General features: G+C 64.6%; 13 protein-coding genes and 1 pseudogene. 9 read left to right on the forward strand and 5 right to left on the reverse strand.

The genetic code is table 11. The features are described 5' to 3' along the window. Nucleotides 1-18 precede the first annotated feature (18 nt). Both IVA75_RS29565 and IVA75_RS29570 read right to left on the reverse strand, forming a co-directional pair. Nucleotides 19-1,419 carry an O-antigen ligase gene (locus IVA75_RS29565; protein WP_247284661.1) on the reverse strand — a complete coding sequence of 467 codons (1,401 nt, stop codon included), beginning with the start codon at nucleotides 1,417-1,419 and terminating at the stop codon, nucleotides 19-21. Between the two features lie 40 nt (nucleotides 1,420-1,459). Next, nucleotides 1,460-2,520 (reverse strand): annotated as a pseudogene (locus IVA75_RS29570) (glycosyltransferase family 1 protein). Between the two features lie 247 nt (nucleotides 2,521-2,767). On the opposite strand from IVA75_RS29570, the gene IVA75_RS29575 reads away from it, so the two are divergent. After that, a complete protein-coding gene (locus IVA75_RS29575) occupies nucleotides 2,768-3,754 on the forward strand; it encodes a glycosyltransferase (RefSeq protein ID WP_247284737.1) in 987 nt (328 codons plus the stop codon). A 15-nt stretch (nucleotides 3,755-3,769) separates the two neighbouring features. Here IVA75_RS29575 and IVA75_RS29580 read toward each other — a convergent pair whose 3' ends face one another. Continuing rightward, nucleotides 3,770-4,798, reverse strand: a complete 1,029-nt coding sequence (locus IVA75_RS29580) for a glycosyltransferase (protein WP_247284662.1) — start codon at nucleotides 4,796-4,798, stop codon at nucleotides 3,770-3,772. A gap of 394 nt (nucleotides 4,799-5,192) precedes the next feature. Between IVA75_RS29580 and IVA75_RS29585 the strand changes: the two genes are divergently transcribed. From IVA75_RS29585 to IVA75_RS29600, 4 genes are all read left to right on the forward strand, one after another. Further along, nucleotides 5,193-5,993 (forward strand): methyltransferase, encoded by an 801-nt coding sequence (locus tag IVA75_RS29585; protein ID WP_247284663.1) that lies wholly within the window; start codon nucleotides 5,193-5,195, stop codon nucleotides 5,991-5,993. Nucleotides 5,994-6,284: 291 nt separating this feature from the next. After that, the gene (locus IVA75_RS29590; RefSeq protein WP_247284664.1) at nucleotides 6,285-8,657 is read left to right on the forward strand and encodes an exopolysaccharide transport family protein; all 2,373 of its coding nucleotides are present in this window, start codon (nucleotides 6,285-6,287) and stop codon (nucleotides 8,655-8,657) included. After that, nucleotides 8,650-9,456, forward strand: a complete 807-nt coding sequence (locus tag IVA75_RS29595; protein ID WP_247284665.1) for a WecB/TagA/CpsF family glycosyltransferase — start codon at nucleotides 8,650-8,652, stop codon at nucleotides 9,454-9,456. Before IVA75_RS29590 ends, IVA75_RS29595 begins: the two co-directional genes overlap by 8 nt. Before the next feature lie 284 nt (nucleotides 9,457-9,740). Continuing rightward, the gene (locus tag IVA75_RS29600; protein WP_247284666.1) at nucleotides 9,741-10,082 is read left to right on the forward strand and encodes a hypothetical protein; all 342 of its coding nucleotides are present in this window, start codon (nucleotides 9,741-9,743) and stop codon (nucleotides 10,080-10,082) included. Here IVA75_RS29600 and IVA75_RS29605 read toward each other — a convergent pair. Continuing rightward, nucleotides 10,056-14,171: a GAF domain-containing protein gene (locus IVA75_RS29605; protein WP_247284667.1), complete on the reverse strand. Its 4,116-nt coding sequence runs from the start codon at nucleotides 14,169-14,171 to the stop codon at nucleotides 10,056-10,058. The two genes, IVA75_RS29600 and IVA75_RS29605, sit on opposite strands and share 27 nt — an antisense overlap. A gap of 295 nt (nucleotides 14,172-14,466) precedes the next feature. On the opposite strand from IVA75_RS29605, the gene IVA75_RS29610 reads away from it, so the two are divergent. The 3 genes from IVA75_RS29610 to IVA75_RS29620 are packed head-to-tail and all read left to right on the forward strand — an operon-like array spanning nucleotide 14,467 to nucleotide 17,724. After that, the gene (locus IVA75_RS29610; protein ID WP_247284668.1) at nucleotides 14,467-15,519 is read left to right on the forward strand and encodes an Ldh family oxidoreductase; all 1,053 of its coding nucleotides are present in this window, start codon (nucleotides 14,467-14,469) and stop codon (nucleotides 15,517-15,519) included. Between the two features lie 36 nt (nucleotides 15,520-15,555). Further along, entirely contained in the window at nucleotides 15,556-16,923 is a 1,368-nt protein-coding gene (locus tag IVA75_RS29615; RefSeq protein WP_247284669.1) for an LLM class flavin-dependent oxidoreductase, read from the forward strand. A gap of 15 nt (nucleotides 16,924-16,938) precedes the next feature. Further along, nucleotides 16,939-17,724: a fumarylacetoacetate hydrolase family protein gene (locus IVA75_RS29620; protein ID WP_247284670.1), complete on the forward strand. Its 786-nt coding sequence runs from the start codon at nucleotides 16,939-16,941 to the stop codon at nucleotides 17,722-17,724. Nucleotides 17,725-17,873: 149 nt separating this feature from the next. Here the strand turns inward: IVA75_RS29620 and IVA75_RS29625 are convergent, their stop codons facing one another. Further along, nucleotides 17,874-18,329: an Lrp/AsnC family transcriptional regulator gene (locus IVA75_RS29625; RefSeq protein WP_211396773.1), complete on the reverse strand. Its 456-nt coding sequence runs from the start codon at nucleotides 18,327-18,329 to the stop codon at nucleotides 17,874-17,876. Nucleotides 18,330-18,479: 150 nt separating this feature from the next. On the opposite strand from IVA75_RS29625, the gene IVA75_RS29630 reads away from it, so the two are divergent. Then, on the forward strand, nucleotides 18,480-21,929 hold the full coding sequence (locus IVA75_RS29630; protein ID WP_247284671.1) for an indolepyruvate ferredoxin oxidoreductase family protein: 3,450 nt from the start codon (nucleotides 18,480-18,482) through the stop codon (nucleotides 21,927-21,929). Nucleotides 21,930-21,971 lie beyond the last annotated feature (42 nt).

Below are 21,971 nucleotides of genomic sequence, written 5' to 3' on the forward strand. Positions count from 1 at the left end.
TCGCGGCCACAAGTGACCTCACGGCTTATCGTTAAGCCGATGCAACTGCGGCGGCACCGGCTGCGACAAGTCGTCCGGTTCCGTTTCCGCGACGCATTGGAACCTGGCCAGGAAGTGCAGGCCGGCCACGGCAACTGCGAACATGAACCAGATCGGATTCTGCCGTTCGAGCAGGAAGGTTTCGGTGGCCCCGTAGTACAGGCCGAACAGCCACACGGTCAGGAACAGCTTTGCCAACGCACCGCTGCGGTTGTGAGTTCGGGCCGTCTGGAAATTGCCTAGCGGCGCGAGCACGAAGACGAGGATCACCAGCAACAGCCCCGGCAGCCCGATCGTGACAGCGAGGTCGAGATAGCTGTTGTGGCTGTGCGCCGCGCTCGTCGCCCATTCGGCGCCCTGCGCGGTCTGCCGCGCGGTCACGTCGTCCCAGAACGCGGCGTAGCCGTGACCGATGATCGGCTTCTCGGCGACGGCTGCGAGCGCGAACTCCCAGATGGCGGAACGGCCGGTGAAGGTGGGATCGAGTGGAAGTAGCCGCGTCATCGCCCCGAGCGCCGGGCTCAGGACGCTGCCGACCGTCAACAGGTTCATCACGATCAGCGGCACGAAGCAAATGATCCGCTTCAGCCACAGGCTCGGTGTGACGCAGACCAGCGAGGCGAGCGCGTAGATCGCAAGACACAGCACCGACGACGTCTTGCCGCCGGTGAAGATCAGGAAGAGTCCTGCCAGCGCGGCGATGGCCGGCCCCATCACGAACGAACCAATGGCAGACAAGTAAATGCCGACATAGATCAGGATGGTCATCACGGGCGAAGCGATGTTCTTGTGGCCGAAGCTGCCGCGCCAGTCGCCGGCCAACTGCGGCTCGGTGACGTCCAGTGCGGTGTGCATCGAATATTGCGGCGCGAGGAAGACGCCGAGATAGCAGAGCGCAAGCAGTGCGAGCGCGGCGCCGCCAAGACACAGATTGAAGCTACGCTGCGTCGGCGGCAACAGCGGCAACAACACCGCGAGCGACATCACGCTGGCTGCGAGCACGAAGCGCTGCATCGAGACTCCGCGATTCTCGGAGAAGACGATGTTGATCACCAGCCAGCCGACCAGGCAGAGATGCAGTGGCGTCACCAGGGTCTTCAGCGCGGGCGCATCCGTTGCGGCGACGAACAATACCGCGACCACGGCCAATAGACCCCAGGAGACATAGGTGAGCGCCATTCGCCCGCCGACCACGGTGGTGACATCCTCGTTGCGCAGGTCAGGAAACGGATCGAGCGTCACCAGCACGAGGAGCAGGGCTGCGACTGCGACGAGGCAGCGCGCCGCCCGCACGGCGTTGACCCCCGCAAGCCCAACGCGCAGGACGTCGCCGAACGATCGGGCCTCGACGTCGGTCATGTCAGTGGCGCTGCGATCCATGGCTCGAGGTTGGTGGTGAAGCCGGGGGAAGCCCGAAGTCCTAGCCGATCCCTGTTAAGCATCCGTCAACCAGTCCGAGCTCTGCGGCGCCTGCTGCCGCACGATGCTCCGCGCGATCTCGTAATATTGCAGGGCACGCTGTTCCAGCGTGAGGTTGTCGAGCACGAAACCGCGCGGATCGAACGTATCGGCGGCGCACCCGGCCCAGAAATCATCCCAGCCCGCCTCAAACCCTGCGATGTCGACGAACTTGGCGCCGCAACGATCGTCCCAGTACGGCACCGACGACACCGGCGCGAACTGAACGCGATGCGGATAATAATCGGGGTCCCGCCAAGGGCCGCCGGGATCCCAGGCCAGCACCGGCACGCCGCAAGACAATGCCTGCTGGTAGGCAATGCCCTGGCTCTCGTTCTGGCAGAGGAAGATCATCGCACGCGATTGCGCGAGCGCGGCCCGATAGTCTTCTTCCTTGTAGCTGCCGTAACGCAGCTCGGTGAACGAGCGGCCTTCCCTCGTGAGCCGGGCGCGGACGGGCTCGATCAGCTCCGTCGCATGGCGATCGCGGTCCCAGTGCACCTTGTCGTAGATCAGGACGTCGACGTTCTTTTGAGACGTCGGCGACGGCGCCCAGAGATCCGTGTCGATGCCGATCGGCCAGGCCTCCGTGTCGGGCCAATGCGGTCGATACATGTCGGCGTACCACGGGCCGGGCACCACGACCTTCTTGACCGGCAGGCGCTTGAACAGGTCGGGATCGTCGAGTGGATGATTGTGGGCGGCGACGCCGAGCAGGATCGGATTTTTCCAGGCGAACTTGTCGAGCAGGAAGGTGCGGCCGATGATGCAGGCGAGTTCGCCCGGATGCCGCGCGATGTAGCCATAGTCGTTGACGCGATAGCGGATACCGAGCCGGTCGAGCCCCGCACAGAGATTGAGGAACACGCGGAGCTGCCCGCTCATGCGCGGCTCGCCGAGCAGCATGCGACGCGCCATGCGCCGCAAATGCCGATCGCCGGGAAACCAGCGATCGTCCTTGTCCTCGTAGAACAGGTTGAGGACCATGTCGTCGGGATCGTAGTCGAATGTCTTTGCGGGCACTGGGGTCCATCCGCGGCGGCCTGATGCGCATTCTCGCATGGGACCGGCTGCCGCACTCTTCCAAATTTGCCACAGGCTTAATGCCGGCGGCTTAACGCTAATTGACGAAACCAGCGCTGCGTTAGCCTTCACGGCGACGTTTTTTTCCCAATGCGAGTATCATTCACGACGGCCAAGGTTGCGATCGATCGCATTGCCAACGCGCCAAAGCGCCCTGGTTAACAGACGGTTAAAGGCGAGTCGTATCTTGATCACCGCGGAAGAAATTCTCGAATTGCCCGCCACATCACGCGTCGTTCCGGCAGCGCGCCTCCCGCTGCAAGTCGGCTCAACCACATCGGTTTCCGTCGTCATTCCGGCCAAGAACGTTGCGGCCTATGTCGGCGAAACCCTCGCCAGCGCACTGGCTCAGGCCGAGGTCAGCGAAGTGATCGTCGTGGACGACGGCTCGACCGACGACACTACCGCCATCGTCCGCGCCATTCGTGACCCGCGACTGCGCCTGATGACCAACGGCGCAGCCGGCGTATCGGCAGCGCGCAATCTCGGCGCACACCATGCGAGCGGCCAATGGCTGCTCTTCCTCGATGCCGACGATCGCCTGCGGCCCGGCGCGGTCGCGGCGCTGCTGGCGGCTGCGCGGGGTGCGCCGCGAGCGGTTCTCGTCTACGGTGACTACAACACGATCGACAGCGAGGGACGGCAGATCGGCCGACGGGATCTGCTGAAAGCACGCCGCAAACCGTCCGGCGACGTGCTGGCGCGGCTCGCGGCCGGCAACTTCATCGTCAATGGCGGCATTGCGCTCGCGCGTGCAGAGGCTTTCCGCGCCATCGGTGGCTTCGACGTCTCGCTCAGATATTGCGAGGACTGGCACTGCTGGTGCCGTCTTGCCGCGATCGGCGAATTCGAATTTGCGCCAAACCTGCTGCTCGACTACCGCCTGCACACGGCCAACACCATGAACGCGGCGGTGCGGACGCCACAGGATTTCTTTCCGGCGATCGCGCGGGTGTTCAACGACGGGCTGATCATGGCGCGATTGCCCGCGGGCATGGCAGCCGGGCTGCGCCAGGCCGCCGAGGTTCATCTCGTCACGTATTCGGCGATGCAAGCGGTCCGCTTCGGTAGATATCGCCAGGCCTTCGCCTATCTCGGGATGGTCGGGCGCCGCTCGCTCAAATCGCTGCCACGCTCCGCAGTCAGGGTCGCCCTCGCCTGCTTTGGTATTTAGCCCGCCGCCTCGGCGTCAGGACACGATCTTCGAAGCCTCGTAGGGCTTCGGCTCGATGCCGAACGCGGCGAGCACCGAGCCGAGCGCGACCATCACGGGATGCATCGCGACGACGGCCTTCGACGATTTCAGCAAAGCGGCCGCGCGCACCAGCGACAGCGGCAACCTCCCGAGCATCTGCGCAAACACCCACACGCGCGCCGCCGCGCCCTGCGCGGCCTTGGCCTGCACGCGATAATTGATCGCGCCGATGCGCAGGCCTCGCTTCACGATCCAGCCGAAACTGGTGCGGCTTTGCGGCACCGTCTCGGTGATGACTGCCTCCGCCGTCCAGTGGAACGTCATGCCGGCATCGCGGCACCGCACGAAGAAATCGCAGTCACCGCCCCCGAGGAAGTTGAAGCGGGGGTCGAAGGCGGGACGGGCGAACCTCTCGAACGCCGCACGCGTGATCAGGCAATTGCCACAGCCGTAGATCAGGGGCACAGCGCCGCTGTACTCATAGGCGGGACAGAAAACGGGGTGGCGCGAAAGCCAGGGCATGCTGCGGTCCTCGAAGACCGGCAGCACCGGCCCGCCGACCAGATCGGCGCCGGTCGCCTCCGCGGTGCGGACCATCAGCTCGAGCCAATCGGGCGAGGCGATCTCGTCGTCGTCGATCATCAGGAACCGGGTCGCGGCGGGAAACAGCGCCAGCGCCGTCTCGAACGCGGCGTTGATCGCCTGGACGTTGCCTTGCCGTTTCTCGACCAGGCAGACACCCTGAAGCCTGCCATCGGCGAGATATTCCGCGGCCACCGGCGCGCTTTCGCGCCGGACCGCATCGTTCTCGACCATGACGACGCCGAAGGAGCGCGGGGTGCCCTGGCTGGCGAGCGAGTCCAGCGTCAACCGCAGATGCTGCGGGCGGCGGAAGCAGGGGATGCAGACGACGATACCAACCGACAGGTCGATAATCCGGGAGCTGGCCGCGATCTCCCGGTTTGGATCGCGCACGGCATCCGAGATACGCGTGGCGGACAGGTCTGTCGGAATCAATGTCATGACGTTCTAGATGTCCGAGATAGATTGAAAAAGCCCTGCTTCGATCCAGGGGATCAGCGCCGTCCCGCGACGGCACATCGCCGCGGGACAGGCACGTCCCAAAATGAACGGCCGGTTTGAGCCTCGCGACGGCGCCACGCCGCCGATTTTCCGCCATCCATGCACTTAACTGCTTCCGGGTGTTTTTGCTGCGAAACCTTGCGCGCGTAATACTGCAATTCGCGGTCCACGGCGCCGATGGCGGCTGGCGCGGAAGATACCGTAGTTAACGCACATGCTCATTAACCTGACCGTAAGCACTGCGACGGGTGAAGCGTCGCGGCATCGGATTTGCTCTACGGGTACACGAGATTATTCCTGTAAATTTAAGTCGAACAAGCGCGGTCGGAAAAAAATGAACAAGCCAGCCACGATCGATTTCGCGACAGCCACGGCGGTCCAAATTCCCGCGGCCGTTGCACACACTCAGGCGCTGCACGATCTCGTCCCCGGTGAAGCCCGCGATAGCCTGCTCGCCGTTCACGACGTGCTGCGCCGCGAACTGCCGCAGGGCCAGCTCGCCACCTACGAAGCCGGAGGCGGCTCGTGCAGCGTACTGCCACCGGAATTGCTGAGCCGCAGCAAGGTCACCGTCGTCGACATCGACGAGGACCAGGTTCGCAACAACAGCTACGCGGACGAAGCAATCCTCGGCGACGTCCAGACCTACCGCTTCGGGCGCGAGACCTTCGATCTGGTGATCTGCTACAACGTGATCGAACATCTTCCCAACGTCGACGCCGCACTCCTGAATTTCCGCGATGCGCTCAAGCGCGGCGGGATGATCCTGATCGGCGCGCCCAACCCGCGTTCGCTGTCCGGGGTCGTCACCAAATACTCGCCGCACTGGTTCCACGTCTGGTTCTACCGGCACATTCGCGGCATCAAGGATGCCGGCTTGCCGGGCGAACCGCCGTTCCCGACCTTCTTTCATCCCCTGGTGTCGCTGCCGGCGCTCGAAGCGTTCGCCGCCGCCAACGGCCTCGAGATGATCTACCGCCGTGAGGTCGAGAGTCCGCGCTATCCAGAGATGCGCCGGCGCAAGCCGCTGTTCGCAGCCTTGGTCGACGCCGGCACCGCCGTGCTCAACGCCGTGCTCCCGCGCGGGACCGACGTCCGCCGCGGCGATTATCACGTCATCCTGCGGAAAAGCTGACGGCCATGGTGCGCGCGCGGCCGATGGCAAGACCAGCGAACCCTCGCGGCCACGACGCACGCGGTAACGAACCGTTAATCTCTGAAGGACCGCGTCATCGCACGCGTCACGACGACGCGTCGAAGAGTGGCATGCGCTTAAACGCTTTGTTTGCCATTTCGGTGAATAGTCCCTCAATGAGTATGGTTAATTTTCTCTGTTGCGTTGAGTGGGCACCTATATTTGCGGTGCGTGGCGTAGAGCGAAGAGTACCCCCTCAGCACGCGGCACTTGGAATGAAAGCTGGGGATCATGCTTGACTACAACCAGCCGATAGACCGGGCCAGACCGGAGGCTCCGCAGCAGCGGCCTCGGGCCGGCTTCAACGTGCTGGAGCTGGTCAATCTGCTCTGGCGGCGGAAGATCGCGATTGCCGTTGCCGCGCTGCTCGGTGCGACGCTTGCCGTCACCGTGGGCAAGAGCCTGGCGCCCCGCTACACCGCCACCGCCCAGCTCTATGTCGACCCGCGCGAGCTTCAGCTCGTCGATCGCGAACTAACGCCTCGCGCGCAGGACGTCTCCGGCATGTCGATGGTGGTCGAGAGCCAGGCGCGCCTGATCACCTCCAACAGCGTGCTGCTCCAGGTGATCCAGCAGGCTGATCTGGACAAGGACCCCGAATTCGGCGGGGCCGATGGCAAAGGCGTGATGTCGTCGCTGCTCGGCCTGATCGGCCTTCAGCCCCACGCGCCCTCCGCCACGGAGAAAAAGGAAGTGCAGCTCGCCGCCCTCGAGGCGCTGAACCGGCACATCACGATCCGCAAGACCGAGAAGAGCTTCATCGTCGACATCGAGGTCTGGTCGACCGATCCGGCGAAAGCGGCGATGCTCGCCAACACGCTGACCAGCGCCTACCTCGCGGAATCCCGCAACTCGCAGGCGTCGGCCGCACGGCGCGCCACCAACGATCTCTCCGGCCGCCTGAAGGAGCTGCGCGAGCGGCTGCGCAACGCCGAGACCGTGCTTGCGACCTACAAGGCCCAGAACAATTTCGTCGGCACCCAGGATGCGCTGATCAGCGACCAGCAGCTTTCCGCCAGCAACCAGCGGCTTTCCGCCGCCCGCGCCGCGACGATGGACGCGCAGGCGCGCCTCGACCAGATCGAGGCGAGCCGACGCACCACGGCAGATGCAGGCGCAAACTCCGAGGCGCTGCAATCGCCGACCATTGCGAACCTGCGCGCGCAGTATGCCGATGCGCGCAAGAAATATGCGGAGCAAGCCGGCGAGCTCGGCCCGCGTCATCCGGCGCTGCGCCAGACCGAGAAGCAGGTCGAGGATCTCAAGCGCACCATCAACGAAGAGATCGACCGCTTCGCCCAGTCCGCCAAGAACGATCTGACGCGCGCCCGCGACTTTGAAGCCTCGCTCAGTCGGGCGCTGGAGGCGCAGAAGCGGCAGAGCGTCCAGCTCAGCCAGGCCGCCGTGCGCCTGCGCGAGCTCGAGCGCGAGGCCGATGCCAGCCGTGACGTCTATCAATCCTTCCTCAAGCGCTCGCGCGAGACCGAGGAGCAGGAGACGCTGAACACCTCGGCGGCCCGCATCATCGGCGAAGCGACGGTGCCGCAGCGGCGCTCGTTCCCGCCGGCGATGAGCCTGTTCGCCATGATCGGTTTCATCTTCGGCGCAATCGCTGCATCAAGCTGGTTCGTCGCGGCCGAACTGGTGTTCGCCGGTGCGTTCGTGCCGGCACCGGCGCCGGCCCGTCCCAATCGTACTCCGTTGCCGCAAGCTCCGCGAGCTCCAGAGCCTTCGCGGGCGCCGGAGACTGCCCGGGCCCAGCCGGTCTCGCGAGCCCCGGAAGTCGCGGAGGCACTGCCGGAACTCGCCGCCCCGCCGCTGCAACCTTCGATGGTCGAGAAGCCCCTGATCGAAAAGCCGCTGATCGCGCGCCTGCAGGAGGCCGACGTCATCCACACGCTTGGTGCCATTCTCGCCACCGGCGGCGGCATCGACCTCACCCGGCTGGGCTGGCCGACGCTGCGCCCCGGCTTTCCACTGACGACGCTGCTCAACGCCTGGCGCGACATGCGCACTACGGCGGCCCGGCGCGCCGGCGGAAAGACAATGCCGGTCATCGCGCTCGTCGGTGCCAGCGAGACCACCGGGCGCAGCGTGACGGCGCTCAATTTCGCGCTCGCGGCCGCGCGCGACGGCGCCCGGGTGCTGATGATCGACGCCGACCATCAGGCGCACTCGCTCTCGAACAAGGTCAACCGTCCCCGCAAGAGCGAGCCGAGCAAGGTCGGATGGCTTTCGATCGGCAGCAAGGCCGCACGCGAGATCAAGACACTCAACGGCATCTCGGTATTGCCGGCCGTCGAAGGCGACGCTGGCAAGGCCACTGACGCCATCCGCAAGGCCATCGAGCAGGCGCGCTCCGCCGGCGGCTATGACCTCGTGATCCTCGACGGCCCCACGGCGCCACTCACGGCCGGCAGCCGTAAGCTGCTCGATGATGCCGACGCGCTGGTGGCGGTGTTGCCGACCAGCCTCGACATCAACGACGGCCTGGAAGAGATATTGAGCACGCTCGGCCGCGCCGAGCGCAAGCTCGTCGGCGTCGTGCTCGACGAACTCACCCCTATGGCCCAAGCTCGCCAACGAGGCAGACAATATGCTTGAGCGCCGCATCAATCTCGATGGCCGGGCCGCAACCGCCGACGTGCCGCGGATCACCATCGGCGGCCTTCGCATGGCCACGCTCGACCTGGAAGCGACCGCAGATTTCATGATCGAGGCGACCGATCCGCGCCATCGCATCGGCCGTCCGCTGCACCTGACCTCGGCCAATGGCGAGGTCCTGGCGCGATGCTCGACCGAACCGGAGACCGAGCGCCTGTTCCGCGGCGCCGACCTCATCAACGCCGATGGTCAGCCGCTGGTGGCGGCGTCAAGGCTGCAATCCTGGTTTCCGCTGCCCGAGCGCGTCGCCACGACGGATCTGTTTCACGTCGTCGCGCGCAAGGCGGAAGCGGTCGGCCGCACCTTTTACATGTTCGGCGCCAGCGAGGACGAGAACGCCGCGGCGGTCGAGAACGTCCGGAAGATGTATCCAAACCTCAAGATCGTCGGCCATAGCCACGGGTATCTCCGTGGCGATGCACTGCGCGCGAAGGTCGACGAGATCAACGCGCTAGCGCCGGATTATCTCTGGGTTGCGCTGGGCGTGCCAAACGAGCAGGCCTTCGTCGAGGAATTCACGCCGCATCTCACCAATGTCGGCGTCATCAAGACATCCGGCGGCCTGTTCAACTTCTTGTCGGGAAGCCGCGCCCGCGCGCCGCGATGGATGCAGAAGATCGGCCTGGAATGGGCCTGGCGCACCTTGCTCGAGCCCCGCCGGCTGTTCTGGCGCTATCTGACCACCAACCCTCGCGCGATCTATCTGCTGTTCAGCCGCAACGGGCCTTTCAATCGCTGAGTTGGCAACGACATGACCGCAGCCGGTTATCAGCCCCGCCTGCGCTATTTCAACGCCAGCGGCGCCGGTATTGCGCCTTGCAGGTCGGGCTCATAAGCGGCTAAAGAGACTGTCACAGTCGGCGTCGGCAACTTTCCCGGGCGCCGCATGTTTTTGTATGGCCGTCGACACAAGCGGCACAATCGGCTCAGCCAATAGTGCGAGCCAGCTTTTCAAAGCGAAGGCCACGATCGAGTCCGCGCATCGGCCTGCTTTCAGGCGCGACCCAAGGGAGCACGGAACGAATGCATCAGGCCGCAAGCCTGCAATTCGAGCGCATGATGGACGAGCTCGTCCTCTGGCATGCCGTGCCGGAGGCCGAACGATCGCCGGCGCCGGCCTGGTGGTGGGGTCCGGCGATGGCGGTGCTCGATACGCACGAGCCGATGCGACAGGTGTGGTGTCGTGAGCTCGGCCTTGGCGACGGCTCGAGCGTTGCCGAAGGCGCGCATGTCCTTATCACGCTCTTCGCCGAACAAACCTCACTTCCGTGGCCGGATGATTTTCCACGCAAGGCGGAGATCAGGGACGAGGACGTCCGCGAGCTGCACCCACAGCCATCAGACGACAGCGCTTTTCAACCGTAGCGCCGCGGCCGCGGTGGCGGCATGGTCCCGCTCCGGCTGGAGCGGCGGCGCGCCGGGCAGCTCCATCGGCCGCAGCAGCTCGGCCATCTGCCGCGCCGGAACGGGCTTGGAGATCAGGAAGCCCTGCATCTCGTCGCAGCCATGGGCGCGCAGGAACGCCTCCTGCTCGGCGTTCTCGACGCCTTCCGCCACCACGGTCATGCCGAGCGCCTTGCCCATGCTGATGATCGCCTGCGCGATCGCCTGATCCTCCGCATCCTGCGGCAAGTCGCGCACGAAGGAGCGGTCGATCTTGATGGTGTCGATCGGGAAATGCTTCATCAGCGACATCGACGAATAGCCGGTGCCGAAATCGTCGATCGCCAGGCGAATGCCGCGGCTCTGGATGGCGTCGAGCACCTTGAGCGCGCGCCCGACGTTGCGCATCATCATGCTCTCAGTGACCTCCAACTGGAGCAGCACGGGCGACATGCCACTGGCGGCCAGCGCCTCGTCGACGTCCTGCAACAAATGCTCGTCGACAAACTGCCGCGGTGACAGGTTGACCGCCATCGACACCGGCAACAGGCCGAGGCGCTGCCAGGCCATGGCCTGCGCGCAGGCCTCCTTCACCACCCACCGGCCGATCGGCACGATCAATCCGGTCTCTTCCGCAAGCGGAATGAACTGCGCCGGCGAGATGCTGCCGAGATCGGGGTGCGTCCAGCGCAGCAGGGCTTCCACGCCCGTGATCTGGCCGGTCTCCATGTCCACCTTGGGCTGGTAGTTCAAAGTGAACTGATTCCGCTCCAGCGCCCGGCGCAGCGCGCTCTCCAGCGACAGCCGCTCGATCGACTGCGTGTTCACTTCCTTGGAGAAGAAGCGATAGCCGTTCTTGCCGTCCTCCTTGGCGAGATACATCGCCATATCGGCGTTCTTCGTCAGCGTCTGCACGTCGGCGCCGTTGGCCGGATACATCGCGATGCCGATCGATGCCGTGGTATGGCACTCGTGCCCGGCCAGCTCCATGGGCTCGGCGAGTGCCGTCAGCAGCTCGGTCGCGATACGCTGGACGTCGTCGATCTCGCCGCACTGGTCGAGGATCACCACGAACTCGTCGCCGCCGAGCCGCGCCACCACGTCGCTTGCCCGCAGCGCACCGCGCAGCCGATTCGCCACTTCGAGCAGGAGCAGGTCGCCGGCCTCGTGACCCAGGGAATCGTTGATGACCTTGAAGCGGTCGAGGTCGATGAAAAGCACCGCGAAGCGGTGATCGTGGCGCTGCGCCGCGTCGATCGCCTCGCGCAGCAGCCCGTTGAACGTCTCGCGGTTCGGCAGGTCGGTTAGGCTGTCGTGAGAGGCGAGGTACTCGATCCGCTCGTCCGCCTCGTTCTTCTCGTCTGCGCGATCGAAATTTTCCATCGCGAAGGAGACGTTGTCGGCGAGGCGCTGCAACAACTCGACGAACTCGGCCGTGAAGGTGCCCGGTTCGGTCGACATGTAGATCATGACGCCGACGGCCTGATCGTGCGCGACGAGCGGAAACGCCGCGCCCGACCGTGCGCCGTCGCTGCGGACGATGGCGTGGAAGACGCGGACGCGGTCGTCGTTGAGATAGTCGTTGCTGATGCAGGGCTGGCGGGTGCGGAACGCCGTGCCGCTCATTCCGCGCCCTTCGGGCCGCTCCGGGTCGATTGACAAGCGGACATTGCGCGTGGTGTCAGACGACGGTCCGGCGCTCGCCACGATCTCTAGCTGGTCGCTGTCGCCCCTCGCCAGCGCAATGGTCGTCGAGGTAAACTTGGCGCCGTTCGACGCGGCGAGACAGACGAGGTCGAACAGTTCGGCGCGCGACTTGGCCCGCATGATGGCCTCGTTGGTCGCGCTCAGCGCCGCGAACATACGAGCCAAGCGCTCCCTCTGCGCCTCGGTGCGGGCCTTTTCCCCGGCGCGATCGAAATTATCGAGTGCGAACGAAACGTTCTCGGCCAGACGCCCGAGCAGCTCGACCATATCCGGTGTGAACGTATTCTCTTCCGGCGCGAGGAAAAGCAGAATGCCGATCGGCTCCTGACCTGCGCGCAGCAGCGGGAAGCTGGCAGCGGCTCGCGTTCCGTCTTCGGTTGCCTTGTAATGCCAGTGCGCCGATCGCGGGTCGTGGAGATAGTCGTTGATCACACTGGGCCGTCGCGTACGCAACGACGTGCCGATGATTCCCTGCCCCTCCGGATGATCTGGAGAGACGTCGCAGGTACGTCCAACCATTCGCTCCTGGAGCCGCCCCTTGACCGCGACGACGCGAACCAGCTCACTTTTTTCGTCCAGGATTCCGATGGTCGCTGACGCGAAGACGCCGCCGAGCACGGCCGCCTGACACGCAACCTCGAATAGCTCCTCGCGAGTCTTGGCGCGCATGATGGCTTCGTTCGTGGCGCTCAGTGCCTCGAACATGCCGCTCAACCCGTTACGCTGCTTGTCGGCCTTGGCCTTCTCGTCGGCCCGGTCGAAATTCTCCAGCGCGAAGGCGACATTGGCCTGGAGCTTGCGCAGCAGCTCGATGAATTCGCCCGTGAAGGTGTCGCGCTCCGGAGAGTTGAACAGGAACACGCCTTCGACCTGGTCACCGTTGAAGAGCGGCAACGCCGCGGAGGACGCGATCCCGTTACGGCGGGCGCTGGCCTGCCACGGCGCAATGCGGTCGTCGGCGAGCACATCGTTGCTGACGGCGGGCTGGCGCGTGCGGAACGAGGTGCCGGTCAGCCCGCGGCCTTCGGCCACCTCGTCCGAGGTAGAGAACGTGAAGTTGCGAACCTGATCCGCGTTCGGTCCGTAGCAGGAGACGACACGCAGCAGTTCGGCGTGATGATCGGCGAGCGCAATGGTGACCGAAGTGAACTTGGCTCCCTTCGCCGTCGCCTCGCAGACGAGGTCGAACAGCTCGGAGCGCGACCGCGCACGCAAGATCGCCTCGTTGGTGGCGCTGAGCGCCGCATACATGCGTGCCAGGCGCTCTTCTTCCCTGGCGATCCTGGCTTTTTCGGCCTCGCGTGCAAAATTCTCGAGCGCGAACGAGACGTTCTCAGCCATGCGCAGGAGCAGCGCAACGATCTCCTCGTCCGTGGCCCAGGATCGGCTGATGAAGAACAAGAGCACGCCGACACTTTCACCGTGCCTGATCAGCGGCGCGACCACGCAGGCGACGACGCCGGTGTTGACGTTGGCGTGCTCCCACGGAGTGCCCCTGGTGCGGCGAGCGAGATCGTCTTCGACGATTGGCTTCTGCGTCCGGAACACTTCGCCGGATATGCCCTTGCCGTAGGGATTTTCCGGATCGATCGAATAGCGTGCCTGGGTGACCAGCTCGAGGTTCTGCCCGGTGGAGGCGACCGGCTTCATCCAGTGAGAATCCTGCTCGCGCAGCAACACGATGGTCGCCAGCGATTCGCCGCTGTGCACGGAGGCGTCGCACACGAGCTGATACAGCTCTTGCTCGGTCTTGGCGCGCAGGATGGCTTCGTTGGTTGCGCTGATCGCTCCGTACATGCGGTTGAGCCGGCGCATCGCCCGCTCGCCGGCCTGCCGTGCAGTCTCGCGCGCGAAATTGTCCAGCGCATAGGAAATGTTGGCCGACATGCGCTCGAACAACGACACCATCTGATCGCTTAGCGAACCGGCCTCGCTGCGGGTCACGAGCAGCACGCCGACGCTCTTGCCGCGGCACAGAAGCGGCAACGCCGCCGCGGCGCCGACATGCGCCTTGACCGCGCCCTCGCGCCACGCGAGCGAGCGCGGGTCGTTCAGAAAATCGTTACTGATGCAGAGCTTCCGGCTGCGGAAGGCCTCCCCGCTGACGCCCGAGCCCTCGGCACTTCCGGCTTCCGTGGTGATCTCGATTGCGCTCAGCCGTGCGACGTCGTCGCCGCGACCGGCGGCAAAGCGCAGCCGACGGCCGTCTGGATCCACCAGGAACACGGCGACCGCCATGAAGTCCCCGCTCGAAAACCCGGCGTCGCAGACCTTCTGGTACAGCTCGTCCTGCGATGTCGCGTAGAGGATCGCTTCGTTTATGGCGCTCAACGCCGCAAAGGTGCGCGCGAGTGTCGTCGGCACGATCTCAACTCCCCGGGCATTTCTGCCTTTTTTTCCCGGGTGACGTTATGACCGGCGATCGCCTAAGTGGTCGTTATTGCGCGCCGCAAACCCTCGATCAAAGTGAACGAGCTGCGAACAACCGGCGCGAAACTGTCGAAAATGCCGCCGCACGGGACGAATCTTCGACCAAAGGCACGTGCTCTCTACGAATTTGCAGCCCTGTATTGGTTTACGGGAGATTGATATCGCAGCCGTGCTTTGAGACGATGGCTCTCAGCAACCGCCCACCAAGGGCGATGACCGAGGAAACGCGATGCCCGTCGTCAAGGCCGACCGCCTCACGCGCATCAGCGCCGCGCTGCTTCGTGCCGCCGGGGCTTCCGAGGAAGAGGCCGACGCGGTCGCAAGCGGCTGCGTCAACGCCAATCTCGCCGGCCACGACTCCCACGGCGTGATCGCCATTCCCACCTATGTCGACCGGATCAACGCCGGCCACATCGTGCCCGGCGCCAAATGGACCATCGTGCAGGAATCGCCGACGACGACCGTAATCGACGGTCAGTGGGGGTTTGGCTTCCACGTCAACGCCAAGGCGATGGCGTTGACGATCGAGAAAGCGAAGACGGCGAATGTCGCCGCCTGCACCGTGTTCCGGCAAAGCCATGTCGGCCGCCTCGCCGCCTATCCGCTGATGGCGATGCGCGAAGGGATGATCGGGATTGCAACGGCGGATTCCGGCCGTTCGCCGAAGCATGTGGCGCCGTTCGGCGGCAAGGAGGCACGGCTCGGCACCAATCCGATCTCGATCGCGGTGCCGTCCGATCTCGATGCGCCTTTCTACCTGGACATGGCGACCTCTGCGGTCGCGGCCGGCAAGATCCAGCTCGCGGTCGCCCGCGGCGAGGAGATCCCGCCGGGGTGGATCATCGATGCCGAAGGACGGCACACTACCGATCCAACCCAGTATCGCAAGGGCGGCGCGCTACTGCCGCTCGGCGGCACCGAGGGCTACAAGGGCAGCGGCCTCGCCGCCATGGTCGAGGTCCTGTGCGGCCTGCTCACCGGCCTCGGTTTCGGCGTAGAGCCCACGGGCCGGCACAATGACGGCTGCTTCATGGCCGTGTTCAACGTCGCCGCGTTTCGCCCGCTGCACGACTTCAAGCGCGAGGTCGCCGAGTTCGCGCACTATCTCAAATCGACCCCGCCCTCCGAGGGCAGCAAGGGCGTGTTCTATCCCGGCGAGATCGAGGGCGTGCGCGAGCAGCAGCGCCTGCGCGACGGCATCGAGATCGAGGATGCCACCTGGGAAAAGCTGCGCGCGCTGGCGCGCGAGTACAGGCTCGATACGGTCCTCGACCTGGCCTGACGGATTTCGGCCTGACGCAATTCGGAGAACAGCAGCATGACGCGGCAGATGGTACTGGTCGGCTTCCTTCAAGCCCAGAACTGCACGAATTTGCCGAGCTCGTGGCGTCATCCGGACTCGCGCGACGATTCGATGTCGGCGGACTATTATCAGGAGATCGCCAAAATCCTCGAAGCCGGCAAGTTCCACATGGCCTTCTTCGACGACCGGCTGGCGATGCCGGACCGCTACGGCAACGATCACGCCCACACCGTCGAATACGGCATCCGCTGCGTGAAGATGGATCCGCTGATCGTGCTGACCACGATGGGCATGGTTACAGAGAAGCTCGGGTTGGGGGCGACCGGCTCGACCACGTATTTCGAGCCCTTCGACATCGCCCGCCGCTTCGCAACGCTCGACCTGATGTCGGGCGGACGCGCCGGGTGGAACGTCGTCACCTCGCTCAATGACGGCGAGGCACACAACATGGGGCGGGACTCTCATCCCGAACATGATTCCCGCTACGACCGCGCCGACGAATTCATGGAGATCGTGCTCGGCCACTGGGATACCTGGGAAGACGGCGCGCTCATCATGGACAAAAAGAGCGGCCGCTTCGCCGATCCAGCCAAGGTGAAGCGGCTCGATCACAAGGGCCCATTCTACAAGTCGCGCGGTCCCTTCACGGTGCCGCGCTCTGATCAGGGCCATCCCGTGATCATCCAGGCCGGCGCGTCCGGCCGCGGCCAGCGCTTTGCAGGACGGTGGGGCGAGGTTATCTTCACCGCTGCACGCAATCTCGCCGCCGCCAAGGAAGGCTATGCGTCGGTGCGTAACGAGGCCGCGAAAGCCGGCCGCGATCCGGAGGCGATATTTCTCTGCAACCTGACGACACCGGTTTGCGCCGCGACCAAAGCCGAGGCCGAAGACAAGATGGCGCTGATCAACAAGCTGCCGCTGCAGATCGACGCGCTGTCGCTGCTGGCCGAAGCGCTCAACTACGATTTCGCCTCCAAGGATCTCGACGAGCCGCTGACGACGGAAGAATTGAAGAGCATGCAGGGCATTCTGGGCATCCGCGACGGCGTGCTCAAGAACTCCGGCAAGAGCAATCCGAGCGCGCGCGACTTCGTCACCTTCTCCGGCCGCGGTCAGGTCCAGGATGCGATGGTTGGCGGCCCCAAGGAGATCGCGGACAAGCTCGAAGAAATGTTCGTCGAACGCGGCTGCGACGGGTTCGTCATCGCCGCGACCTATGTGCCCGGCTCCTATGCCGATTTCGTGCAACATATCGTACCGGAATTGCAGCGGCGCGGATTGTTCCAGAAGGAATATCGCGGCAAGACGCTGCGTGAAAATCTCGGGCTCAAGCGGCCGGCTGCCGGCGACTGGAAAGTGCAGCCGCGCGATGCCGCGGAATAACAACGGAGACACGGCATGCGCTGGCTGAAATTCACCGCCGCGGACAAGACGTCCTGGGGAATCGCCGAGGGTGACCAGGTCATCGCGATCGAGGGCGATCCCTTCGGCGAATGGCAACGCACCTCGCGCACGCATCCGCTGTCGCAGGTCAGAATCGACCTGCCGCTGATTCCGCGCACCTTCTACTGCGTCGGCTTGAATTACCTCAAGCATCTGAAGGAAGCCGCCGACAAGCGCGGCGAAGTGCCTGCTGTCCCCGACCGCCCCGAGATCGGCTATCGCGCGCAAAACGCGCTGATTGCGCATGACGAGGACGTGGTGATTCCGTCCTTTGCTACGGACAAGATCCACTACGAAGGCGAACTCGTCGTCGTCATCGGCAGAAAGGTCAAGCATCTCACCAATCAGAATGCCATGGATTGCGTGTTCGGCTACACCATCGGCAACGACGTCAGCGAGCGCAGCTGGCAGAAGGCCGACCGCAGCCTGTGGCGCTCGAAGAACGCCGACACGTTCAAGCCGATGGGCCCGTGGATCGAGACCGAAGCCGACCTCGACAAGATGGAAACGATCGTCCGGGTCAACGGCAAGGAGACCAACCGCTTCCACACCAACGACATGATCTTTGGCGTGGTGCCGTTCCTGGTCGAGTTGACCAAATACTTTACGTTATGGCCCGGCGACGTGATCTGGATGGGCACGGACGGAGCCTCGCCTGATATCAAGCACGGCGACGTCGTGGAGATCGACATCACCGGCATCGGCACGTTGCGGAACAGGTTCGTGCGGGAGGAGCGGTAGCCCACGTTGCACCAACAGTGTCGTCCCGGCGAAGGCCGGGAACCATGCGCCGCAGCAGATGTTTTTGATTAGGACTCGTCGTTACGGCAAGGCAATTGGCATTCGTGGTTATGGGTCCCGGCCTTCGCCGGGACGACGAAGCGCTGCCCTCAAAACGGCAGGGCCACACCCGTCTTGATCTCTTTCAGAACCACGTTGCTTCTCACATAGCGAATGCCGGGAATGCGGAACATGAAGTCGTCGAGGAATCTGTTGTAGGCCGCCATGTCCTGCACGACGACGCGCAAATGGTAATCGGCATCGCCCGTGGTCGCAAAGCACTCCAACACCTCACGCCGCGTGGTCACCCGCGCGACGAACTCGTCGACGAATTTTGCGTCGTGCCGTTCCAACGAGACGTGGAGGATCGCGGACATCGCAAAGCCGGCCTGCTCGCGCGCCACCAGCGCCGCATAGCCCTGGATGGCACCGCTCTCCTCCAACGCGCGCACCCGGCGCCAGCAGGCCGAGGTCGACATGCCGACCGCGTCGGCGAGTTGCTGGTTGGTGGCGCGGCCGTCCTTCTGGAGATAGGCGAGAATCCGCGCGTCTTGGTCTTCGATCATGGAAAGCACCAAAATGGATTAATCTACCGTTCTGTAGGCTATATCGGATAATTCTACCACAAGGGAGGTTCTATTCGGGAAAATAGGTAGGACCTACCAGTCGCCCAGGCCTACCCTTCTCCCATGGCAAGGATGCCGCGGGAGGTCCGCATGGACGCCATTTCGTCACTCGACGCCTACGAGCTTTCCGACCGCTACGATCGCGAAGTGGGCCGCGTCTTCCTTACAGGCACGCAGGCCATCGTCCGCATTGCGCTCGATCAGGTGCGGCGCGACCGTGCCGCGGGGCTGAACACGGCGGGCTTCATTTCGGGCTATCGCGGTTCGCCGCTCGGCGGCATCGACCTCGAACTGTGGCGCATCCAGGAACGACTGAAGCGGGACCACATCGAATTCCTCCCGGCAGTGAACGAAGACCTTGCCGCAACCGCCGTGCTCGGCTCGCAACAGGTCGAGACACAAGCCGACCGCGCGGTCGATGGTGTGTTCGGGCTCTGGTACGGCAAAGGCCCCGGCGTTGATCGCTCCGGCGATGCGCTGAAACACGGCAACGCCTACGGCTCCTCGCCGCATGGCGGCGTGCTGGTGGTCGCCGGCGACGACCATGGCTGCGTCTCGTCCTCGATGCCGCACCAGTCCGACGTGGCCTTCATGAGCTGGTTCATGCCGACGCTCCACCCCGCAAGCGTCAGCGAATATCTCGAATTCGGTGAATATGGCTACGCCCTGAGCCGCTTCACCGGCATGTGGGTCGGCTTCAAGGCGATCTCTGAGATCGTCGAATCCGGCGCGTCCGTTGCGCTGCGCCCGCCGCGCACCTTCCACGCGCCGGACTTCACGCCGCCGCCCGGCGGCTTGCACTATCGCTGGCCCGATCTACCCGGCCCACAGATCGAGGAGCGGCTGGAGGCGAAGAAGCATGCGGTCTACGCCTTCGCCAAGGCCAATCCGATCGATCGTCACATCTACGACATCCCGGGCGCCACCTACGGCATCGTCACCACGGGCAAGGCGCATCTCGATCTGATGGAAGCGCTGCGGCTGATGGGTCTCGAGGAAGCAGCCTGCCGCAGCATCGGCATCGACATCTACAAGGTCGGAATGGTCTGGCCGCTGGCGCTGCATGACGCGATGGCGTTCGTGAAGGGCAAGCGCGAGATCCTCGTGGTCGAGGAGAAGCGCGGCATCATCGAAAGCCAGTTCAAGGAATATTTTTACGATTATCCGGGCGAAAAACCCGAGCGCATGGTCGGAAAGCACGACGAAACCGGCGCGCGGCTGATCTCCTGGATCGGCGAATTGTCGCCGCGAGCGCTGGCGTCCGTGCTGGCGCGACGGCTCGATCCGATGTTTCCGGGCCTCAATCTCGCCGCGCGTGCAGCCGCGCTGCTGCCGGAGGCCGCGCGCACGATCAACGTCTCTGGTGCGACGCGCACGCCCTATTTCTGCTCGGGATGCCCGCACAATACATCGACAAAGGTGCCCGAGGGATCGAAGGCGCTAGCTGGCATCGGCTGCCATTTCATGGCGAGCTGGATGGACCGCGAGACATCGTCCCTGATCCAGATGGGCGGCGAAGGCGTGAACTGGGCCGCCTCGTCACGCTTCACCGGCAACAAGCACGTTTTCCAGAATCTCGGCGAAGGCACCTATTATCATTCGGGCTCGATGGCGATCCGGCAGGCGATCGCGGCCAAAGCCAACATCACCTACAAGATCCTGTTCAACGATGCCGTCGCGATGACCGGCGGCCAACCCGTCGACGGCCCGATCAGCGTCTACGCCATCGCGCTCAGCGTCCGCGCCGAGGGCGTTGCGCGCATCGCGCTGGTGTCGGACGATCCAGCGCAATTTTCGCCCAGCGACTTGCCGTTCGGCGTGTCCATCCATCCGCGCGAAGAGATGGACAATGTGCAGCGCGAGCTGCGCGAAATCTCAGGCGTCTCGGTGCTGATCTATCAGCAGACCTGCGCGACGGAGAAACGGCGTCGCCGCAAGCGTGGCCAGATGGCCGATCCCAAACGCTTCGCCTATATCAACGATCTCGTCTGCGAGGGCTGCGGCGACTGCTCGGTCGAATCCAACTGCCTCAGCGTGGAGCCCAAGGAGACGCCGTTCGGCCGGAAGCGCCGGATCAATCTCTCATCCTGCAACAAGGACTTCTCCTGCCTCAACGGGTTCTGCCCGAGCTTCGTCACCGTCGAGGGCGCGACGCGCCGGAAGAAGGGCGCGAGCCGGATCAACCCGGTCGGCCACGCGGCCACGCTTCCGCTGCCCGCGCCCGCACCGCTCGACCGTCCTTATGATCTGCTCGTCACCGGCGTCGGTGGCACCGGCGTGATCACGGTCGGCGCGCTGATCGGCATGGCGGCGCATCTCGAACGAAACGGCGTCTCGGTGCTGGATTTTACCGGCTTTGCGCAGAAATTCGGGCCGGTGCTGAGCTACATCCGATTGGCTGCATCCCCCGACGCGTTGCATCAGGTCCGCATCGACCAGGGCGCGGCCGATGCGCTGATCGGCTGCGACCTCGTCGTCAGCTCCTCGCCAAAGGCATCCGGCACCTATCGGAAAGGCACGCGCGCCGCGGTCAACACCGCGGAGATGCCGACCGGCGACGTCGTCCGCTTCCGCGACGCAGATCTCGCCTCACCTGCCCGCCTGCGCGCGATCGGCCAGGTGATCGGCGACGGCAATCTCGACACCATCAACGCCAACGCGCTGGCCGAGCGCCTGCTCGGCGACGCCGTCTATGCCAACATCGTCATGCTGGGCTTTGCCTGGCAGCACGGGCTGCTGCCGGTCTCGCTGTCGGCGCTGTTGCGCGCGATCGAGCTCAACGGCGTCGCGGTAGAACGCAACAAGCAGGCTTTCGCCTGGGGCCGGATTGCAGCGGCCGATCCCAACTTCTTGCCGAAGATGGACGACGCGCCCAAGGCAGAGACGCTCGACCAGCTGATCGACCGCCGCGCCGACTTCCTCACGGCCTATCAGAACGATGCGTATGCAACGCGCTATCGAGCACTCGTTGCAAACGTTCGCAAGGCCGAAGCCAAACTGAATAGCGGAGCATTGACCGAAGCGGTCGTGCGCGCGCTGTTCAAGTTGATGGCCTACAAGGACGAATACGAGGTGGCACGGCTGCACATGCAGAGTGGTTTCCTCGACGAATTGAAAGGCGAGTTCGAAGGCGAATTCAGCATCCAATATCACCTCGCCCCGCCGTTCCTGCCGTCGAGGCGCGACGCCCGCGGACGTCCGCGCAAGCGCGCCTTCGGGCAGTGGGTCCAGATACCGCTTGCCATGCTGGTGCGATTGAAGGGATTGCGCGGGACGCCGTTCGACCCGTTCGGCTACACGGCGGAACGGCGCGCCGAGCGGGAACTGATCACTTGGTACGACGGCATCATCAAACGGCTGCTCGGCGGGCTCGAGGCGGCGCATCTGCCAAGTCTGGTCGCCATTGCAAAAGCGCCGATGGATATCCGGGGCTACGGGCCGGTTAAGGACGCCGCGATCGGGAAGGTGAAGGCCGAGGTCGAGCGGCTGTTCGCCGAGCTCGACGCCCCATCACCTGCAAAGATGCGCGTCTACGGTTGACGGGGCGCCGACGAAGCTTCAGCCTCTGGAGCCGAGGCGCGC

The organism is Bradyrhizobium sp. 134 (assembly GCF_023074155.1).
GTDB lineage: Bacteria > Pseudomonadota > Alphaproteobacteria > Rhizobiales > Xanthobacteraceae > Bradyrhizobium.

Coding starts and splice junctions, on each gene's coding strand:
- IVA75_RS29565 (WP_247284661.1), bottom strand. CDS start 1,419: ATGGATCGCAGCGCCACTGACATGACCGACGTCGAGGCCCGATCGTTC.
- IVA75_RS29580 (WP_247284662.1), bottom strand. CDS start 4,798: ATGACATTGATTCCGACAGACCTGTCCGCCACGCGTATCTCGGATGCC.
- IVA75_RS29585 (WP_247284663.1), top strand. CDS start 5,193: ATGAACAAGCCAGCCACGATCGATTTCGCGACAGCCACGGCGGTCCAA.
- IVA75_RS29590 (WP_247284664.1), top strand. CDS start 6,285: ATGCTTGACTACAACCAGCCGATAGACCGGGCCAGACCGGAGGCTCCG.
- IVA75_RS29595 (WP_247284665.1), top strand. CDS start 8,650: ATGCTTGAGCGCCGCATCAATCTCGATGGCCGGGCCGCAACCGCCGAC.
- IVA75_RS29600 (WP_247284666.1), top strand. CDS start 9,741: ATGCATCAGGCCGCAAGCCTGCAATTCGAGCGCATGATGGACGAGCTC.
- IVA75_RS29610 (WP_247284668.1), top strand. CDS start 14,467: ATGCCCGTCGTCAAGGCCGACCGCCTCACGCGCATCAGCGCCGCGCTG.
- IVA75_RS29615 (WP_247284669.1), top strand. CDS start 15,556: ATGACGCGGCAGATGGTACTGGTCGGCTTCCTTCAAGCCCAGAACTGC.
- IVA75_RS29620 (WP_247284670.1), top strand. CDS start 16,939: ATGCGCTGGCTGAAATTCACCGCCGCGGACAAGACGTCCTGGGGAATC.
- IVA75_RS29625 (WP_211396773.1), bottom strand. CDS start 18,329: ATGATCGAAGACCAAGACGCGCGGATTCTCGCCTATCTCCAGAAGGAC.
- IVA75_RS29630 (WP_247284671.1), top strand. CDS start 18,480: ATGGACGCCATTTCGTCACTCGACGCCTACGAGCTTTCCGACCGCTAC.